Origin of the sequence: Streptomyces sp. JB150 (assembly GCF_011193355.1) — a bacterium.
Taxonomy (GTDB): Bacteria; Actinomycetota; Actinomycetes; order Streptomycetales; family Streptomycetaceae; genus Streptomyces.
In genome coordinates this window covers 500,360-515,981 of the sequence record NZ_CP049780.1, presented here as the reverse complement: position 1 = coordinate 515,981, position 15,622 = coordinate 500,360, and the positions used below count along the sequence as shown (strand labels likewise).

The window sequence follows — 15,622 nt, the reverse complement described above, 5'->3', positions numbered from 1 at the left end:
CTCGCATCTCTCACCTCTCATCTCGTTCCGTACGCAAGGAGAACCACCGTGTCCACCCTCGCCCGCCGTACCACCGCAGCGGCCCTCGGACTCGCCACCGCCCTCGTCCTCGCCGCCTGCGCCAACCCCGACGACGGCGGCACCACCGAGGTCGCGGACACCAAGGGCACCAAGACCAAGATCAATACCAGCCCCGACCAGGACCGCGTCACCACCGGAAAGGTCGACTCCATCGCCGCCCAGGTCCCCGCGGAGATACGCAAGAGAGGCACCCTGGAGATCGTCGACTCCTCGGGGTCCGCCGCGCCGCTCACCTTCTTCGCCACCGACAACAAGACCGTCATCGGCGTCGAACCCGACATCGCGTACCTCGTCGCCGACGTGCTCGGCCTGAAGCCGCACCTCAACACCGTCTCCTGGGAGAACATCTTCGTCGGCCTGGACAGCGCCAAGTACGACGTCGGCTTCAGCAACATCACCGTCACCGAGGAACGCAAGGAGAAGTACGACTTCGCCACCTACCGCGAGGACAACCTCGGCTTCGAGGCGAAGAAGGGCAGCGGCCTGCAGGTCGACGGGCCGGAGGACGTGGCCGGCAAGACCGTCGCGGTGAGCAGCGGCACCAACCAGGAGAAGCTGCTCATCGAGTGGAGCGAGGCCAACGAGAAGGCCGGCCGCAAGCCGGTGGACATCAAGTACTACCAGAACGACAGCGACACCTACCTCGCCCTGCGGTCCGGCCGGATCGACCTCTACCTCGGCCCCAACCCCACCGCCGCCTACCACGCGGCCACCAGCGGCAAGACCGAGGTCGTCGGCACCTACTCCGGCGCCGGCGCCGACCTCCAGGGCCTCATCGCGGCCACCACCAAGAAGGACAGCGGCCTGGTGAAGCCGCTCGCCGCCGCGCTGAACGAGATCATCCGCAACGGAACCTACGACCAGGTCCTCAAGCGCTGGGGGCTGTCCGACGAGGCCGTCACCAAGTCCGAGATCAACCCGCCCGGACTGCCCAAGACCGCCCAGTAGCCACCCCGCCCGACCCACACCGAAGGGTTCCCCATGGCCACCGTCCTGTCCGTCTCCGGAAGCCCGTCCGCCACCTCCCGCACCGCCCGGCTGCTGCGCCACCTGGACCGGCGGCTGACGGCCCAGGGGCACGAGGTGATCCCGCTGGACGTCCGCACCCTGCCCGCCGAGGCGCTGCTCGGCGCGGACGTCCGGCACCCGGAGATCGCCGAGGCGACCGCCCTGTTCGCCCGTGCCGACGGCGTGGTGATCGGCACCCCCGTCTACAAGGCGGCCTACTCCGGGCTTCTGAAGTCCCTGCTCGACCTGCTGCCGCAGTACGCCCTGACCGGCAAGACGGTGCTGCCGCTGGCCACCGGCGGCACCACCGCGCACGTCCTCGCCATCGACTACGCCCTGCGCCCGGTGCTCAGCTCCATGGGCGCCGGGCACATCGTCCAGGGCTGGTTCACCCTCGACAAGGACATCGCGGTGACGGAGGACGGCAAGCTCTCCGTCGCCCCGGGCGCCGCCGAGGCCCTGGTCCACGTCGTCGACCAGTTCTCCGCGGCCCTCGACGGCCGCAGGACCCTGCTGGCGGCCGCCGGATGAGTGCCGGCGGGAGCCCGTCGGTCACCACGGCCGACGACCGGCTCCCGCGGCCCGCCCGGACGCGGGGCCGCCCGCACAAACGCGGGACCGCCCCCACGGAGGCGGAACCGCCCGCACAAACGCTGGATTGCCCGCTCACAAGCGGCCACGCGCCGCACGACCAGGAAAGGTCCGAGGTGTCCCCACCCCCTTGACGGAACACCACGGCGGACCGACACTCCCTGAGAGATTCCCTAGCGGACAGGTAGGAAATGATGGAGCGTCCGGAGTCGTCCGCGGACCGCGCGGCACGCGCGGGGCGCCCGGCTCTGCTCCTGACCTCCCGTCGCCACATCGATCTCCTGCGCGTCTGCAGCGCGGCAAGCCCGCTTCACTGACGGACGGGTGCCCACGGCACCCTCCCGCGCACGGGCAGGACCGCGCCGCCGGCCGTCCCTCCCCGCCTCCCGTGCGCCCTGCGCCGCCCGCGCGCGCACCTCCAGCCGGATCCGGACCCAGGGAGACACATGCCCGCCGCACCCCTGACCAGCCCGCCGCCCCTGCCCTCCTTCCGGGGCAGGATCGGCTGCGACGCGAACAGCGGCTACTACGCCGTCGCCCGCCGCTACCGCCTCCACCTCTCGCCGTCCTGTCCGCACTCGCTCCGCCTCGCCGTCGCACACAGCCTCCTCGGCCTCGACGACACCCTCCCGGTGACGCTGCTCGCGCCCGTGCCGGACGGACCCGGCGGCGAACACCTGGCGCTGCGCCCGCTGTACGAGGCCAGCTCCCACCACCACCCCGGCCCCGCCACGGCACCCGTGCTGAGCGACGAATGGACCGGACGGATCGTCAGCACCCACGCCCCGGACATCCTGCGGGACATGGCCCGCCACTTCGGCCGGGACCGCCGCGAGCTGTGGCCGCGCGGCGCGGACGCGGAGATCGCGGCCGTCGAGCACCTGTGCGCGTACGGCGTGGAGGAGGCCGCCCAGAGCGCGGGCCGCGCGGGAGCCGGCGCCGGTGAACGCCGGACCGCGCTCGCCCGGCTGCTGGGCACGCTGCGGCAGTGGGAGGCACGGCTCGGCTTCCACGACTACGTCCTGGGCGACCGGATTACCGTGGCCGACGTGCAGGTGTGGGTCACCCTGGTCCAGCTCGACCTCGTCCACCGCCGCCACCTGGACGCCGCCGCCGTCCACCGCATCGCCGACCACCCGCACCTGTGGGCGTACGCCCGCCGGCTCGCCGCCCACCCCGCCTTCGGCCGCCACCTCGACCTGCCGGGCATCGCCCGCCGCCACCACGCGCGCTGCCAGGGACTGGAGGCCGCGGGCGCGGCCGTACAGATCCTGGACTGGGCCGCCCACATCGCGGACGGGACCGGCCGCTCCTCCTCCCTCTGCCGTCCCTGACACCCCGCCGATCCCGCCCGCACCGGCCCTCCGCACGAGGGCCGGCCCCTCCCGGCCCCGACGAGAAAGGCACCGCCTCCCGTGTCCCCCTCAGCACCCCTGCACCTCGCCGTCGCGCTGGACGGCGCGGGCTGGCACCCGGCCGCCTGGCGCGAACCCGGCTCCCGCCCGCACGAGTTGTTCACCGCCGGCTACTGGGCCGACCTCGTCACCGAGGCCGAACACGGCCTGCTCGACTTCGTGACCTTCGAGGACGGACTCGGGCCGCAGTCCTCCCACCCGACGGAACCGGACGACCGCACCGACCGGGTCCAGGGCCGCCTCGACGCGGTCCTCGTCGCCGCCCGGGTCGCCCCCCTCACCCGGCACATCGGGCTGGTGCCGACCGTGATCGCCACCCACACCGAGCCCTTCCACCTGTCCAAGGCGATCGCCACGCTCGACTACGTCAGCACCGGCCGCGCCGGACTGCGCCTGAAGGTGACCGCGCGACCCGACGAGGCGGACCACTTCGGCCGCCGCGCCTTCCCCCGGCTCACCCCCGACCAGTGGGACACCCCCTCCGGCCGCGAGCTGTTCGAGGACCTGTTCGCGGAGGCCGCCGACTACGTCGAGGTCCTGCGCCGCCTGTGGGACAGCTGGGAGGACGACGCCGAGATCCGGGACGTCGCCACCGGCCGCTTCATCGACCGCGACAAACTGCACTACATCGACTTCCAGGGCCGCTGGTTCAGCGTCAAGGGCCCCTCCATCACCCCCCGCCCGCCGCAGGGCCAGCCCCTCGTCACCGCGCTCGCCCACCGGAGCGTTCCGTACCGGCTCGTCGGCGGCTCGGCCGACATCGGCTACGTCACCCCGCACGGCGTCGACGACGCCCGCGCCGCCGTCGCCGAGATCCGCGCCGCCCAGAGCGCGGCGGGCCGCGCGGCGGAACCGGTGCACGTCTTCGGCGACCTGGTCGTCTTCCTCGACGACAGCCCCGCGGCCGCCGAGGACCGCCGGGCCCGCCTGGACGACCTCGCCGGACACCCGTACACCAGCGACGCCGACATCTTCACCGGCACACCCGCCGGGCTGGCCGACCACCTCCAGGTACTCGCGACCGCCGGACTGACCGGCTTCCGGCTGCGCCCCGGCGCCATCGACCACGACCTGCGTCAGATCACCCGGGGACTGGCACCCGAACTGAGACGCCGGGGGGTCTTCCGGGACACCTACGAGGCGGACACCCTGCGCGGCCTCCTCGGCTTCCCCCGCCCCGCCAACCGTTACGCCGCCTGAGGAGCGCGCCCATGAGCAAGCCGCTGAAGCAGATCCACCTCGCCGCCCACTTCCCCGGCGTCAACAACACCACCGTGTGGAGCGACCCGAGGGCCGGCAGCCACATCGAGTTCGCCTCCTTCGCGCACTTCGCGCGCACCGCCGAACGCGCCCGGTTCGACTTCCTGTTCCTCGCCGAGGGACTGCGGCTGCGCGAACAGGGCGGGAAGATATACGACCTCGACGTCGTCGGACGGCCGGACACCTTCACCGTGCTGTCCGCGCTCGCCGCCGTCACCGACCGCCTCGGCCTGACCGGCACCATCAACTCCACCTTCAACGAGCCCTACGAGGTGGCCCGCCAGTTCGCCACTCTCGACCACCTCTCGGCCGGGCGGGCCGCCTGGAACGTCGTCACCTCCTGGGACGCCTTCACCGGGGAGAACTTCCGCCGCGGCGGCTTCCTCCCCGAGTCCGAGCGCTACTCCCGCGCCGAGGAGTTCCTGGCCACCGCCACCGAACTGTTCGACTCCTGGCGGGGCGACGAGATCGTGGCCGACCAGGCGACCGGCACCTTCCTGCGCGACGCCAAGGCCGGCGCCTTCGTCCACCAGGGCCGGCACTTCGACATCCACGGCCGGTTCAACGTCCCGCGCAGCCCCCAGGGCCGGCCGGTGATCTTCCAGGCCGGCGACTCCGAGGAGGGCCGTGAGTTCGCCGCCGCCGCGGCGGACGCGATTTTCAGCCGGTACGCCGACCTCGACTCCGGCCGCGCCTTCTACACCGACGTCAAGTCCCGCCTCGCCAAGTACGGCCGCCACCCCGGCCAGTTGCTCATCCTGCCCGCCGCGACCTTCGTGCTCGGCGACACCGACGCCGAGGCCGAGGAACACGCCAGGGAGGTACGCCGCCGGCAGGTCAGCGGAGCCACCGCCCTCAGGCACCTGGAATTCGTCTGGAACCGGGACCTGTCCGGCTACGACCCGGACGGCCCCCTGCCCGACGTCGACCCCGACCTCTCCGGCCACCACATCGCCCGGGGCCGCGCCCAGGTCCGCATGTACCGCGACCCGCTGGCCACCGCCCGCGAGTGGCGGGAACTGGCGGCGGCCCGCAACTGGTCCATCCGCGACCTGGTCATCGAGACCGGCAACCGGCAGAACTTCGTGGGCTCCCCGGACACCGTCGCGCGCACCATCGACCAGTACGTGCAGTCCGACGCCGCCGACGGCTTCATCCTCGTCCCGCACCTCACCCCGGGCGGACTGGACGAGTTCGCCGACAAGGTCGTGCCGCTCCTCCAGGAACGCGGAGTGTTCCGCACCGAGTACGAGGGCACCACCCTGCGCGACCACCTCGGCCTCGCCCACCCCGACGCCGCGGCCGCCGAGCGGGCGGCCTCGTGACGTTCTCCCGCCCGGAATCCGCGTACGCCGGGAAAATCGCGTTGTCGCGCCCCTGACAAGCGCAAGGTTTCGTGGCACGCTGCCTCACGCACGTCTATCCGCACCGCTCTTCGCACCCCCACCCTGCCCGGACGAGGACGTCGGGGCACGGCAGAAGGAGACATGCGTGAGACGCCATCACACCGCCGCGGGCATTCTGCTGACCGTGGCCGCCCTGTTCACCGGCGCCCTCGTCAAGGCCGGAGCGGCCACCGCGGCCGACGCCGGCACCAGGCCGGCACAGTCCGCCCACCCCACGTCCCCGAGCCCCGCCCGGAGCTCCGGCATACCCGCCCGCACACCCTCCGTCGCCGAACAGCGCGCGTCCCGCACCTTCTGGACGGCCGAACGCATGCGCGGCGCCACCCCGCTCGACCTGCTCCTGACCCCGCGCGCCGCCCAGCGGCTGAAGGCCCCCGGGGCCGCCGAGGGGCCGGTGACGACCGTCGCGCCCACGGCGGCCCCCGCCGCCTTCCCGCAGGCGGGCGGCCCGTGGACCGGCGGCGGCGCGGTCGTCAAGACGTCCGGGCGGGTGTTCTTCACCTTCCAGGGCCGCACCGCCTCCTGCTCCGGCAACGCCGTGACCAGCCAGAACGCCAGCACTGTCATCACCGCGGGCCACTGCGTCAAGTACCAGGGCAGCTGGCACACCAACTGGGTCTTCGTGCCCGCCTACGACAACGGCAACGCGCCGTACGGCCAGTGGACCGCGACCAAGACGCTCACCACCCCGCAGTGGGAGGCGAGCGAGGACATCAACCACGACATCGGCGCCGCGGTCGTCGCCCCGCTGAACGGACAGCGGCTGACCTCGGTCGTCGGCGCGCAAGGCATCCAGTTCAACGGCGGCTACAACAAGCCGGTGTACGCCTTCGGCTTCCCGGCCGCCTCCCCGTACGACGGAAGCAAGCTGATCTACTGCAGCGGCAACAGCTCCAGGGACTTCCTGCTCTCGCAGGACCACAGCCTCGCCTGCAACATGACCGGCGGCTCCAGCGGCGGCCCCTGGTTCACCGGCTTCAACGAGGCGACCGGGCAGGGCCTGCAGGTCTCGGTGAACAGCTTCGGCTACACATTCCTGCCGAACCGCATGTTCGGCCCGTACTTCGGCAACGAGGCCAAGGCCCTGTACGACAGGGCCCAGACCTCGTAGAGCGGGCAAGGGAGGACTGGATCGAGCCGGCTCGTGAACCGGACGCCCGTCCCGCGTACACGAACCGGCCGGTCACGGACCCACGTGGACGTACGGCGCCCATCTCGTCACGGCCCGGGGGTGCTCTGCCCGTACGGCCCGTACCGCGGCGTGCAGCGCGGCCGCCGGGTCGGGCGACGTGCCGGGCCGGGGCGGACAGGACAGGTCCTCGTACACGAGGCCGGCGACGTCCGGGGCGAGGGTGTCGTCGATGGACCACAGCGTGCCGATGACGTCGGGGAAGCCGGCGAGCTGGAGGGCGGCGGCGAAGCTGATCGCCTCATCGGCCAGGACGATACCGCCGCGCGAGGTCTCGCAGGCGGAGAGAAACGCGAACCGGGCGTGCGGCAACCGGAGGTTGGCGATGTCCCGCAGCGTCAGCGGGCCGTCGTGCAGGATCAGCGCGCCCCGCGAGGGACGCCCGAGATCCTGCATGCCGTGGCACGCGAAGTGGGCCCAGGAGCAGCGGCCGAGCGCCTCCCGGACCGAGGGCGCGGTGGCCGCGGGGCCGGTGAGGAGCTCCGCGTCCGGGTGCCGGTGGTGCAGCTCCCGGGCCTCGCGCTCGGCCGCCGGGAGGTCGGCCCACCCGGGAGTCGAGGGCAGGGAGACGATGAGGCCGCGGGCGCCGTGCTTTCCGGCTGAGGACCGCTGGTGGGGCCGGGGCTGGTTCCGAGCGTGCAGCAGGGCGCGCAGCGTGGGCGTGTAGGAGGAGACGACCCGGTCCAGCACGCTGTCGCCGCCGCCGTGCGGGATCTTGCGCCCCGCCGCGTGCAGCGGCAGCAGCGTGAACAGGCCGGTGGGACACCACCACAGGCGGGGCCATTCCGTCCCGGGGCGTGGGGGCTCGGTATGACCCAGCGCTTCCAGCACCGGCTCGGCGACAGCGTCCCACAGCCAGGTGAGGGTTTCCTCGATCGTCGTAACCGCCGTCAGCGGCGAGGTTTCCCCACCGACGGCTCTGGTGAAATGGTCGACGTGCTCGGCCAGTTCGACGTCCTCCAGCGCGAGGGTGAGGACGCGCACCCCTGCCGTGGTCAGGAGGAGGGCGTGGCAACCGTGCTCGCTCGCGCTGAGCAGCACCACCGGTCCGCGGTCCGCGGCGGCACGCAGGGTGTCGAAGGAGGGCGGACGCAGGAAGCCGGCGAGCCCGGGCAGTTCGCGGATGCCGGCGAGGAGTTCCTCCCGCTGCCGGGCGAGGGCCGCTCGCCGCTCGTTCGCACGTCGCCGCTCGTACACGTCCGCCATGGCCGAGCTGTACGGGCTGTCCGGCAGCCGGTCCAGTTCGTCGAGCACCTGGCGCAGCTCGTCGGCGAGCCGAGATGCCCGGGCGAGCAGCGCCTCGTGGTCGGTGTGCTTCTCCAAGGCCCGGGCGAGCAGTGACTTGTGGTCGGTGCGGGTTTCCAGGGCTTGGGCGAGGAGGATGCCGCGTCCCTGTTCGAGGAGTTCCACCGCGCGTTCGGCCTGACCGGCCCGTACGGCGACGGCGGCCGCGTGCGCCACCAGGTGAGGGAACTGCGCGATCAGCCGTTCCCGGTCGTCGCGCCTCAGACCCCGCCAGGCGGTCAGTTCCAGCTGATCCAGGGCGAGGGCGAAGGACTCGACGGCGCCGGCGAAGTCCTGGGCCTCGGCCGCGATGTGCCCGGCGGCAGCGGCAGCCCGGGTGCGGTCCCGGGCCGGCGCGGAGTCGACGGCGGAGGCGGCGCGCAGGGCGCGAACGGCCTTGTCGCGGTCGGCGAGGTCCGCGGTGGTGTCGAAGCGTTCCCGCAGCAGGAACCCCAGCGTGGCGAGGACGTCCGTGCGGTCCGGATGGTCCTCGGGCAGGAGGGCGTCGGCCTCCTGCAGTGCCTCGACGGCCTCGCCCAGGACGTCGGGCTCGGAGAAGTGGCGGGCGTACTTCCGTAGGGAGTCGGCGAGGCTTCGGAGCAGGTTCGGCCGCTGATAGTCGTCGGGCGAGCCGGCCAGGAGCGCGGCCCGGGCGGCCGCGACGGCCTCGGTCAGGTCGCGTGGGTCGCGCTGGTGTGTGAAGCGGTCCTGGAGGGCGACGGCGAGAAGACGCAGGCAGCCGGGCCGGTCGGGGTGGCCGTCGGTGAGGAGGGAGAGGGCGTCCCGCAGCACGGTGACCGCTTGGTCGTAGCGGTCGGCCTCCGGGGGAACGGATCCGGGATGGCTCTGCAGCGCGGCCGCCAGGTTCGTCAGCCGGCTCGGCAGGTCGGGATGGTCGCGCGGGGTGATGCGTACCGCCTCGAACTGTGCTTCGAGGGCCTCGTTGGCGGAGTCGACACGGCCGGTGTGGTGGTAGTGGTGGCTGAGCGCCGAACTGAGGTTGGTGAGGTACGCGGCACGGTGCGGGTCGTCGTCGGGGGCTTCGTACGCCGCCTCACGGAGGGCTCGCACCGCGAGGTCGAGCTCGTCGAGGTCGCCCGTGCGCTGGTACATCCGGATCGCGATGTGCCCCATGCCGGAGGAGGCCTTCAGCCGGCACGGATCGCCCTCCGGGATCGCCTGCGCGGCCTTGACTGTCACGAAGAAGGCCCGCTCCAGCGAATCCGCGTTCCCGGTGTACTCGTATCGGCGGGTGAGGACGTTCCCGAGCGTGATCAGGGACTCCGCCCACGTCACATCCTCGCGCGGATTGGCGCGCGCGGCGAACAGACAGACGGCGACGGCGTCGTCGAGCAGGCGCGGGTCTCCGTTCGTCTCCGCTTCCTTCAGCAGGTAGACGCCGTGCGCCGTGTAGGCGGCCAGTTCGCGTGTCGACAGCCCCTCGCTCACCGGGTTCCCCTGCTCCGCGTATATCTCCAGCAAAGCATCGGGTACGTGGTGCGGGGCCACCTGCCTGACCAGCCGGTAGAAGAACAAGGCGCGGTCGGCGTCCTGGCGCACCCTGTCGTACTCGAAACGCGACCAGTAGAACGGTGCCAGCAGCATGGCGATGTTGAGCGCCCGCGCGCTCTCCACCGCCTCCGTGCAGGGCGCGAACCAGTCGACGGAGTAGTACAGGCGCTCGGACAGTCGCTCCGCCTCCGGCTCACGCAGCACGGCCGGATCGCCCTTCGTGGTGAAGGAGTTGAGTAATTCCTCCATGCCGAAGGTGAGTATCTCGATGCTCATTGTCCCCCCAAGCGGCTGCGTGGAATGCCGCCGAACTCATGACTCACTCGGTAGACGAATGAGACTATTCGACAGAAGGCACGTGGGGGAGGGGAATCGGTGGATGAGCTCGAGTGGGTCTGCGGTCGCCTGCCGGAGGCGCGTGCGCGGGCGATCGAGGAGGGGTGGGGGCCGGAACTGGCCCGTGTCCTGGACGACGTGCGAGACGGTACGCGGCCGGTGACGGCCGTCGTCGAAGTGGTCTATGGGCACCTGGGCCTGCCGGTGCGGCCACGAGGATACGCCCCGGTCCCCGGCCAGGAGCCCGCGCCGCCACCGCCCGGAACCTACATCTGTCCGGGTCGGCACTGCTCGCGCACGGCGGTCCGCGAGCCGGGCGGCCCGCTGCCCGAATGCCTCGTGTTCGACGAACCCATGTCCTTCCGATGAACGCCTTTCTGTCCGAACTGGGCAAGAAGCTCGCCGAACGCTGGGTGAGCCTGCTCGCCCTGCCGGGCGCGCTCTTCACCGCTCTCACCGCGGCGGGTTCCGTGCTGGGCCACCGCGACGCCCTCGACTGGCGGCGGCTGGTCCAGGCCGCCGAGGACTTCACGGCTCACTACGACCATCGCCCGGTGTCGGCCGTCCTGCTGGCCGTCGCGGTCCTCGGGGCGGGAGCGGCCGTCGGACTGCTGGCGCGCGGGCTCGGCGCCGTGGTGGAGTGGGTGTGGCTGATGTCGGGCCCGGCATGGCTGACCGACCGGTTCGTCCGCCGGCGCCGCGACCGGTGGAGGAACGTTGCCGGCGCCGATCGTGCCGCGCTCGCCCAAGCCCGCAACGCCATCGCGCTGACCATGCCGGACAGACCGACGTGGATCGGTGACCGGCTACGGGCCGTGGGGGTCCGCGTCCACGGCCAGTACGGGCTCGACTTCCCCTTCGCCTGGCCCCGGTTGTGGGTCCTCCTGCCGGACAACTGCCGCAACGACCTGATCACCGCACGCGATGCCCTGACCGGTGCTTCGTCGCAGAGCGGCTGGGGCCTGCTCTACCTCTGCCTGAGCACGCAGTGGTGGCCCGCCGCCCTGGCCGGTGCCGCTCTCCTGCTCGTCGGCCGGCGCCGTGGCCGGGAAGCGGCGGCCAACCTGGCGGACCTCACCGAATCGGCCGTCGACCTCTACGCGGCGGACCTCGCCCTGTCGCTCGGCGTGGAGCTCCCTTCCGGTCACGTCACACCCGCTCTCGGCAGGCAGATCAGTGAACGCCTGCGTAAAGGGGCGTGAGACCTCGCGTGCCCGGCTTCCACGGCGGCGGGGCGCAGGCTGTCTTCCGGGCGGGTGACCTGGGGCGGGCGCACGGGACGGTGGGCGTATCCCCGGGTGAGCGGCGGTCGTCGGGCCGGACATGATCAGGAAAATCGCCTGTGTGTCCGTCCTGGCCGTCGCCCTGCTCGCCGCCGCTCCCGCCGCCCAGGCGGCACCTGCTGCCCCGTCCTCCGGCGCGCCGGGCGTGCCGCTGCTGGACGCCCTATTCGGATCCCTCGAACTGGGGCATCCGGTCGCCTCGCCCAGCACGCTCCTTCCTGCCGGCGTCACCGGAAGGTGAACAACCGCTGAGGCAGCGGGGATCCACCGCACCGGTCACGGGAAGCCGGGTCAGGTGCGGTGGATCCGGTCCACCAGGATGTCGATGACCAGAGGTGTGCGCGGCCCGAAGCCGAGCAGCACCCCGTCCTCCAGGGCGACGATCCGGCGTGCCGCCCCGGCCGGGGTCTCGCGGACGCCCGGCACCTGCAGCAGGCCGTCGACCCCGCCGACCGACTCAAGGCCCTTGCTCATCATCAGGATCACGTCCGGCTGGGCCTTCACCAGGGCTTCGCTGGTCAGCGGGGTGAACGGCTTGTCCAGTCCCGCCTCGACCCGGGCGTCCACCGCTCCCGCCGCCGCGATCAGGGAGTCGGCGCCGGAATCCTTGCCGCCCATCAGGTGAACGGCCGCGCTGCCCCGCATGTAGAGGAACGCCACCGAGGACCAGACCCTCAAGATCACCGGCTCCGGGTACGACAGGGACAAGGGCGTCTACGTCGCCCTGTGCGTCGACAACGGCGACGGCGAACAGCCCACCCCGTGCATCGGCGTCGACATGAGCGGGACATCCCACTCGTCCGCGTGGATCTCCTCCCACCCGCCGGACTACGGCGAGGACCTGGCGATTGGGAGGCCGCCGATGTCCAGGCCGGTCCAGCGGCCGAAGCCGGTGAACACCAGGGCGCCCGTGGCGCCGGCGAGCAGGCGGGGGAGCAGCAGGAGCACGAGCCGGGTGCCGCCGAGTCCGGCCGCCTCGACGACCAGTACGGCCGCCACCAGCGGTCCGCCGAGGATGGGGGAGACGGCCGCGGTGGAACCTGCGGTGCCCACGATGGCCACGGCCCGCGGATCCGAAGCCGCCCCGGGGTGCCGCAGCGCGAGCAGCGCGAGTCCGCTGCCCACCGCCATCAGCGGTGCCTCCGGACCGAGCACCACGCCCAGCGGCAGGGTGGCGAGCGCCGTCAGGACGACCCCGGGCACCTCCCGCGGCCCGGCCGGCGCCCCGCCGAGGCCGTGCACCGGCACATGGCCTCCGCCGCCCGGCATCCGCGTCACGATCGGCGCCAGGACGAGTCCGGCCAGGAACAGGGCGGGCAGCGGCCACCACCACGGTGGAGCGCCGTACCCGGCGGCCTCGGGCAGCGCCTCCCACACCCACTGCTGGAGTGTGTGCTGGAAGCCGACGAAGAAGAAGCAGGCCACCGTGACGGGCACGCCCCGCACCACGCTGAACATCAGCAGCCGGGCGTAGCCGCGTGTGCGCAGCACCGCCGCCAGGGCGGGCTCGGCCGCCGCGACCGCTCCCGCCGCCGCGACCGCTCCCGCCGTCGCGACCGCTCCCGCCGCCCCGGCGCGGGGCGGTGCACCGGGCGACCCGCGGGGCCGTCCGTCAGGTGACCCACCGGGCGGTCCGTCGGGTGACCCATCACGCCGTCCCGGCCGTCCGTCGGGTGACCCGCCCGGGGACGCGCCGGGTGATGCCTCAGGCGGCACGCCGGGTGGCCCCCCGGGCGACCGCCGACAGCAGGGACCCGATGGCCGCGCCCGTCGCCAGGTACACCACCGCGCTGCCCACCTTGGCGTCCATCGGCGCCCCCGTACGGAACGGGAGCAGCGTCATCGCCATCGTGACCAGCGCGATGATCCAGCCGAAGAACCGGGCCGGCTGCGGGGTGCTGAGGATCAGCAGATGCAGCAGCGCCGTCGCGGCGAGCGCGGCAACCGCCGCACCGGCCACCAGCAGTCCGGTCGACGCGTCACCCGTCGCGCCGGCGCCCCGCGGGGCGAACACCGGAATGGCGAGGGTCCCGCGCACCAGCAGCACGGCGGCCACGGTGGTGAGTCCCGCGACCCCGGCGGTCATGACCCCGCCGGCCCACAGCCGGACGGCGTCGAGCCGGGGCGCGGGCGGCGGCGGGGCCGCCGTGGCGGGGCCACCGCCGTACGGCGTCTGCTGCGGACCGTAGGGCTGGTTCGAGGGCTGCACGTTCGGTCTCCTCGCTCGGTACGGGGTGCGCTATCCGTACCCCCTCGCCGCCGGGGCACCGCCCGCGCTGGCCCGTTCGGGGCAGCCGGGCGCGCACTCACCGGACAGCGCGCACCCCACCGGTCCCGTCATCGGCCCCGCACCCACCGAGCCTGCGCGCCCCGCCCCGGGCGCCGCCCCGCCGAACGGCCGGACGTGACAGTGGTGTTGCCCCGCGCGACCGTGACGCGGCCCGCCCGGGACGACCGGTCGCCGTGGCCTGAACCGGCCCAAGGCGTGGGACGGCGCACACACGGTTGCGTACGGCGCAGAGCCCGGAGCAGGCGGCCGCCCACGCATGCGCCCTGTCCGGGGTGTTCGCCGGGCGCCTACAGTGTGGCGGCACGCCTCCGTACCGGCCCGATGGTTCGGGCGGAGCAGCCGGCAGCGACGGGCCGCCGACCGCCGCACCCCAGACACCACCCCGTGAGTTCGCTCGGGCCGCGACCGAGTGCGCGCGGCACCGTGCGCTTGGAGAACCACTGGAGGCCGCCGTGTCCCGACCGTGCATCGCCCTGATCGCCGACCCCACCTCACCCGAGGGCTGCGCCGACTACCTGGCCCGGGCCGTGGAACTGCTCACCGGCGCCCCGCCGGTGCGGATCGACTCCCGGCACTTCGCCGACGGCGGATCCGGCCGCGCCGCCCGCGCCGGTGACCGGTTACGGCTGCGGGTGCCCGCGGAACGCCTCGACGTCGTGCCCGACATCGTCGTGCTCTACGAGATCCCGCCGCACCGCCGCCGCGCCCTGGCCGCCTTCCAGCGGCTGCTGCGCGAGCACGACGTGGTCACCCTCGGCACCGGAAGTGCCGCCTGGCGCACAGCGACCGAGAAGGACCGCACCGTGGAGCGCTTCCGCCGCGACGGCATCGCCCACATGGAGACCGTCGTCCTGTCCCGGCCCGCGCCGCACGAGGCCGCCGCCGCCTTCGACAAGCTGGGCCGCGACACCTGGGCCCGGCCCGTGATCGGCACCGGCGGCGACGACACTTTCCACATCACCACCGAGGAGCAACTGGAGCACGCCGCCGCCTACTACGCCGAGCGCGACACCGACTGGCTGCTGTCCCGCGACGCCGGCAACTTCCGGCCCGACGGCCGCCGCCACCAGTTCCGGGTGTTCGTGCTGCACGGCCGGGTGATCCACGCCCGCGAGCACATCCAGCCCGAACCCGACACCCCGTGCAACACCTGCCAGGGCGCCACCCCGGTGCACATCGCCCCCGCCGATCTGCCCGCGCCGCTGGGCCGGCTGGCCGTCGCCGCCACCGCCTCGGTCGGGCTGCCGTTCGCCGGCGTCGACCTGGCGATCGAGAACGGCGGCGTGGTCTTCGAGGTCAATGTGCAGCCCGCCTTCGTGGACGGCGAACTCCCGCTGGTGGCCGTGCCGTACATCCAGGCGCACCTGTCCGCCCTGGCCGCCCGCCGCGCACCGGCCCCGGACCGGCGGCTGCCCGCCTGAGCCCGGAGCGTCGTGACCCTCGGCGAACCTCACGCCTGGGTTACGAAACGCGCAACCTCTGGTATCAGCGCGGTGAGAGAGTGACGATAGGGCCATGACTCTGGCCCAGCGCGCCCTGCGGCAACTCGAGGCCTGGCCCGACCTCACGGCGGCACCGGCCAGTTGCGGCACCGGGCGGGCACTTCGCACCGCCCACAGCGAGATCGTCCACTTCCATTCCGACCGCGACGTGGACCTCCACCTCACCAGCCGGGCCCTGCGGCGCTTCGCCGCCGACCTCGCGGAGTCGACGGCGATACGCCTGCTGCCCGGCTCCCGGTGGGTGACCGTCCACCTGGACTGCGACACGGACGTCGACCTGCTCCAGACCCTGGTCAGTGTCGCCCTCAAGGCCCACCAGGGCGGACCCGCCCCGGAGGACCTGCCGCCCGGCGGCTGCAACCTGCACCGGGTCACCGTCCTCCCGCGCGAGGGGGCGGCCGCCGCCGCGCCCCGCTGACCCGCCGGGAGATCCGCCGCTTCACCCCGTGACCGGCGTGGACCGCA

14 protein-coding genes and 1 pseudogene are annotated in these 15,622 nt (G+C 73.2%); 11 read left to right on the top strand and 4 right to left on the bottom strand.

What is annotated here, in order from left to right; genetic code table 11:
- The first annotated feature begins 48 nt into the window (after positions 1 to 48).
- The 6 genes from G7Z13_RS02380 (at position 49) to G7Z13_RS02355 (ending at position 6,872) form a co-directional block, all read left to right on the top strand.
- Positions 49 to 1,029, top strand: a complete 981-nt coding sequence (locus G7Z13_RS02380) for an ABC transporter substrate-binding protein (RefSeq protein ID WP_165995556.1) — start codon at positions 49 to 51, stop codon at positions 1,027 to 1,029.
- Between the two features lie 33 nt (positions 1,030 to 1,062).
- The gene (gene ssuE, locus G7Z13_RS02375; RefSeq protein WP_165995553.1) at positions 1,063 to 1,620 is read left to right on the top strand and encodes an NADPH-dependent FMN reductase; all 558 of its coding nucleotides are present in this window, start codon (positions 1,063 to 1,065) and stop codon (positions 1,618 to 1,620) included.
- A 506-nt stretch (positions 1,621 to 2,126) separates the two neighbouring features.
- Entirely contained in the window at positions 2,127 to 3,014 is an 888-nt protein-coding gene (locus tag G7Z13_RS02370; protein ID WP_165995551.1) for a glutathione S-transferase C-terminal domain-containing protein, read from the top strand.
- 81 nt (positions 3,015 to 3,095) lie between these two features.
- Positions 3,096 to 4,295, top strand: coding sequence for an LLM class flavin-dependent oxidoreductase (locus tag G7Z13_RS02365; protein WP_240926091.1), 1,200 nt, complete (start codon positions 3,096 to 3,098; stop codon positions 4,293 to 4,295).
- A gap of 11 nt (positions 4,296 to 4,306) precedes the next feature.
- Complete coding sequence (locus G7Z13_RS02360; RefSeq protein ID WP_165995549.1) at positions 4,307 to 5,680, top strand: NtaA/DmoA family FMN-dependent monooxygenase; 1,374 nt, start codon at positions 4,307 to 4,309, stop codon at positions 5,678 to 5,680.
- A gap of 166 nt (positions 5,681 to 5,846) precedes the next feature.
- Positions 5,847 to 6,872 (top strand): peptidase, encoded by a 1,026-nt coding sequence (locus G7Z13_RS02355; RefSeq protein WP_165995547.1) that lies wholly within the window; start codon positions 5,847 to 5,849, stop codon positions 6,870 to 6,872.
- A 72-nt stretch (positions 6,873 to 6,944) separates the two neighbouring features.
- Here the strand turns inward: G7Z13_RS02355 and G7Z13_RS02350 are convergent, their stop codons facing one another.
- Positions 6,945 to 10,022: a CHAT domain-containing protein gene (locus tag G7Z13_RS02350; protein WP_165995545.1), complete on the bottom strand. Its 3,078-nt coding sequence runs from the start codon at positions 10,020 to 10,022 to the stop codon at positions 6,945 to 6,947.
- Between the two features lie 99 nt (positions 10,023 to 10,121).
- Here G7Z13_RS02350 and G7Z13_RS02345 point away from each other — a divergent pair, with 99 nt between their 5' ends.
- From G7Z13_RS02345 to G7Z13_RS02335, 3 genes are all read left to right on the top strand, one after another.
- On the top strand, positions 10,122 to 10,451 hold the full coding sequence (locus G7Z13_RS02345; protein WP_165995543.1) for a hypothetical protein: 330 nt from the start codon (positions 10,122 to 10,124) through the stop codon (positions 10,449 to 10,451).
- Positions 10,448 to 11,284 (top strand): hypothetical protein, encoded by an 837-nt coding sequence (locus G7Z13_RS02340; protein WP_165995541.1) that lies wholly within the window; start codon positions 10,448 to 10,450, stop codon positions 11,282 to 11,284. The genes G7Z13_RS02345 and G7Z13_RS02340 overlap by 4 nt, the downstream gene beginning before the upstream one ends.
- A 142-nt stretch (positions 11,285 to 11,426) precedes the next feature.
- A complete protein-coding gene (locus G7Z13_RS02335) occupies positions 11,427 to 11,606 on the top strand; it encodes a hypothetical protein (protein ID WP_240926090.1) in 180 nt (59 codons plus the stop codon).
- A gap of 50 nt (positions 11,607 to 11,656) precedes the next feature.
- Here the strand turns inward: G7Z13_RS02335 and G7Z13_RS02330 are convergent.
- From G7Z13_RS02330 to G7Z13_RS02320, 3 genes and pseudogenes are all read right to left on the bottom strand, one after another.
- Positions 11,657 to 12,025: pseudogene (locus G7Z13_RS02330) on the bottom strand (ABC transporter substrate-binding protein); the annotation flags it as partial.
- 168 nt (positions 12,026 to 12,193) lie between these two features.
- The gene (locus tag G7Z13_RS02325) at positions 12,194 to 12,856 is read right to left on the bottom strand and encodes a hypothetical protein (RefSeq protein WP_240926560.1); all 663 of its coding nucleotides are present in this window, start codon (positions 12,854 to 12,856) and stop codon (positions 12,194 to 12,196) included.
- A 214-nt stretch (positions 12,857 to 13,070) separates the two neighbouring features.
- Positions 13,071 to 13,574 (bottom strand): DUF6069 family protein, encoded by a 504-nt coding sequence (locus G7Z13_RS02320; RefSeq protein WP_165995537.1) that lies wholly within the window; start codon positions 13,572 to 13,574, stop codon positions 13,071 to 13,073.
- Between the two features lie 533 nt (positions 13,575 to 14,107).
- Here G7Z13_RS02320 and G7Z13_RS02315 point away from each other — a divergent pair.
- Positions 14,108 to 15,076, top strand: a complete 969-nt coding sequence (locus G7Z13_RS02315; RefSeq protein ID WP_165995535.1) for an alpha-L-glutamate ligase — start codon at positions 14,108 to 14,110, stop codon at positions 15,074 to 15,076.
- 94 nt (positions 15,077 to 15,170) lie between these two features.
- On the top strand, positions 15,171 to 15,575 hold the full coding sequence (locus G7Z13_RS02310; RefSeq protein ID WP_165995533.1) for a luciferase family protein: 405 nt from the start codon (positions 15,171 to 15,173) through the stop codon (positions 15,573 to 15,575).
- Positions 15,576 to 15,622 lie beyond the last annotated feature (47 nt).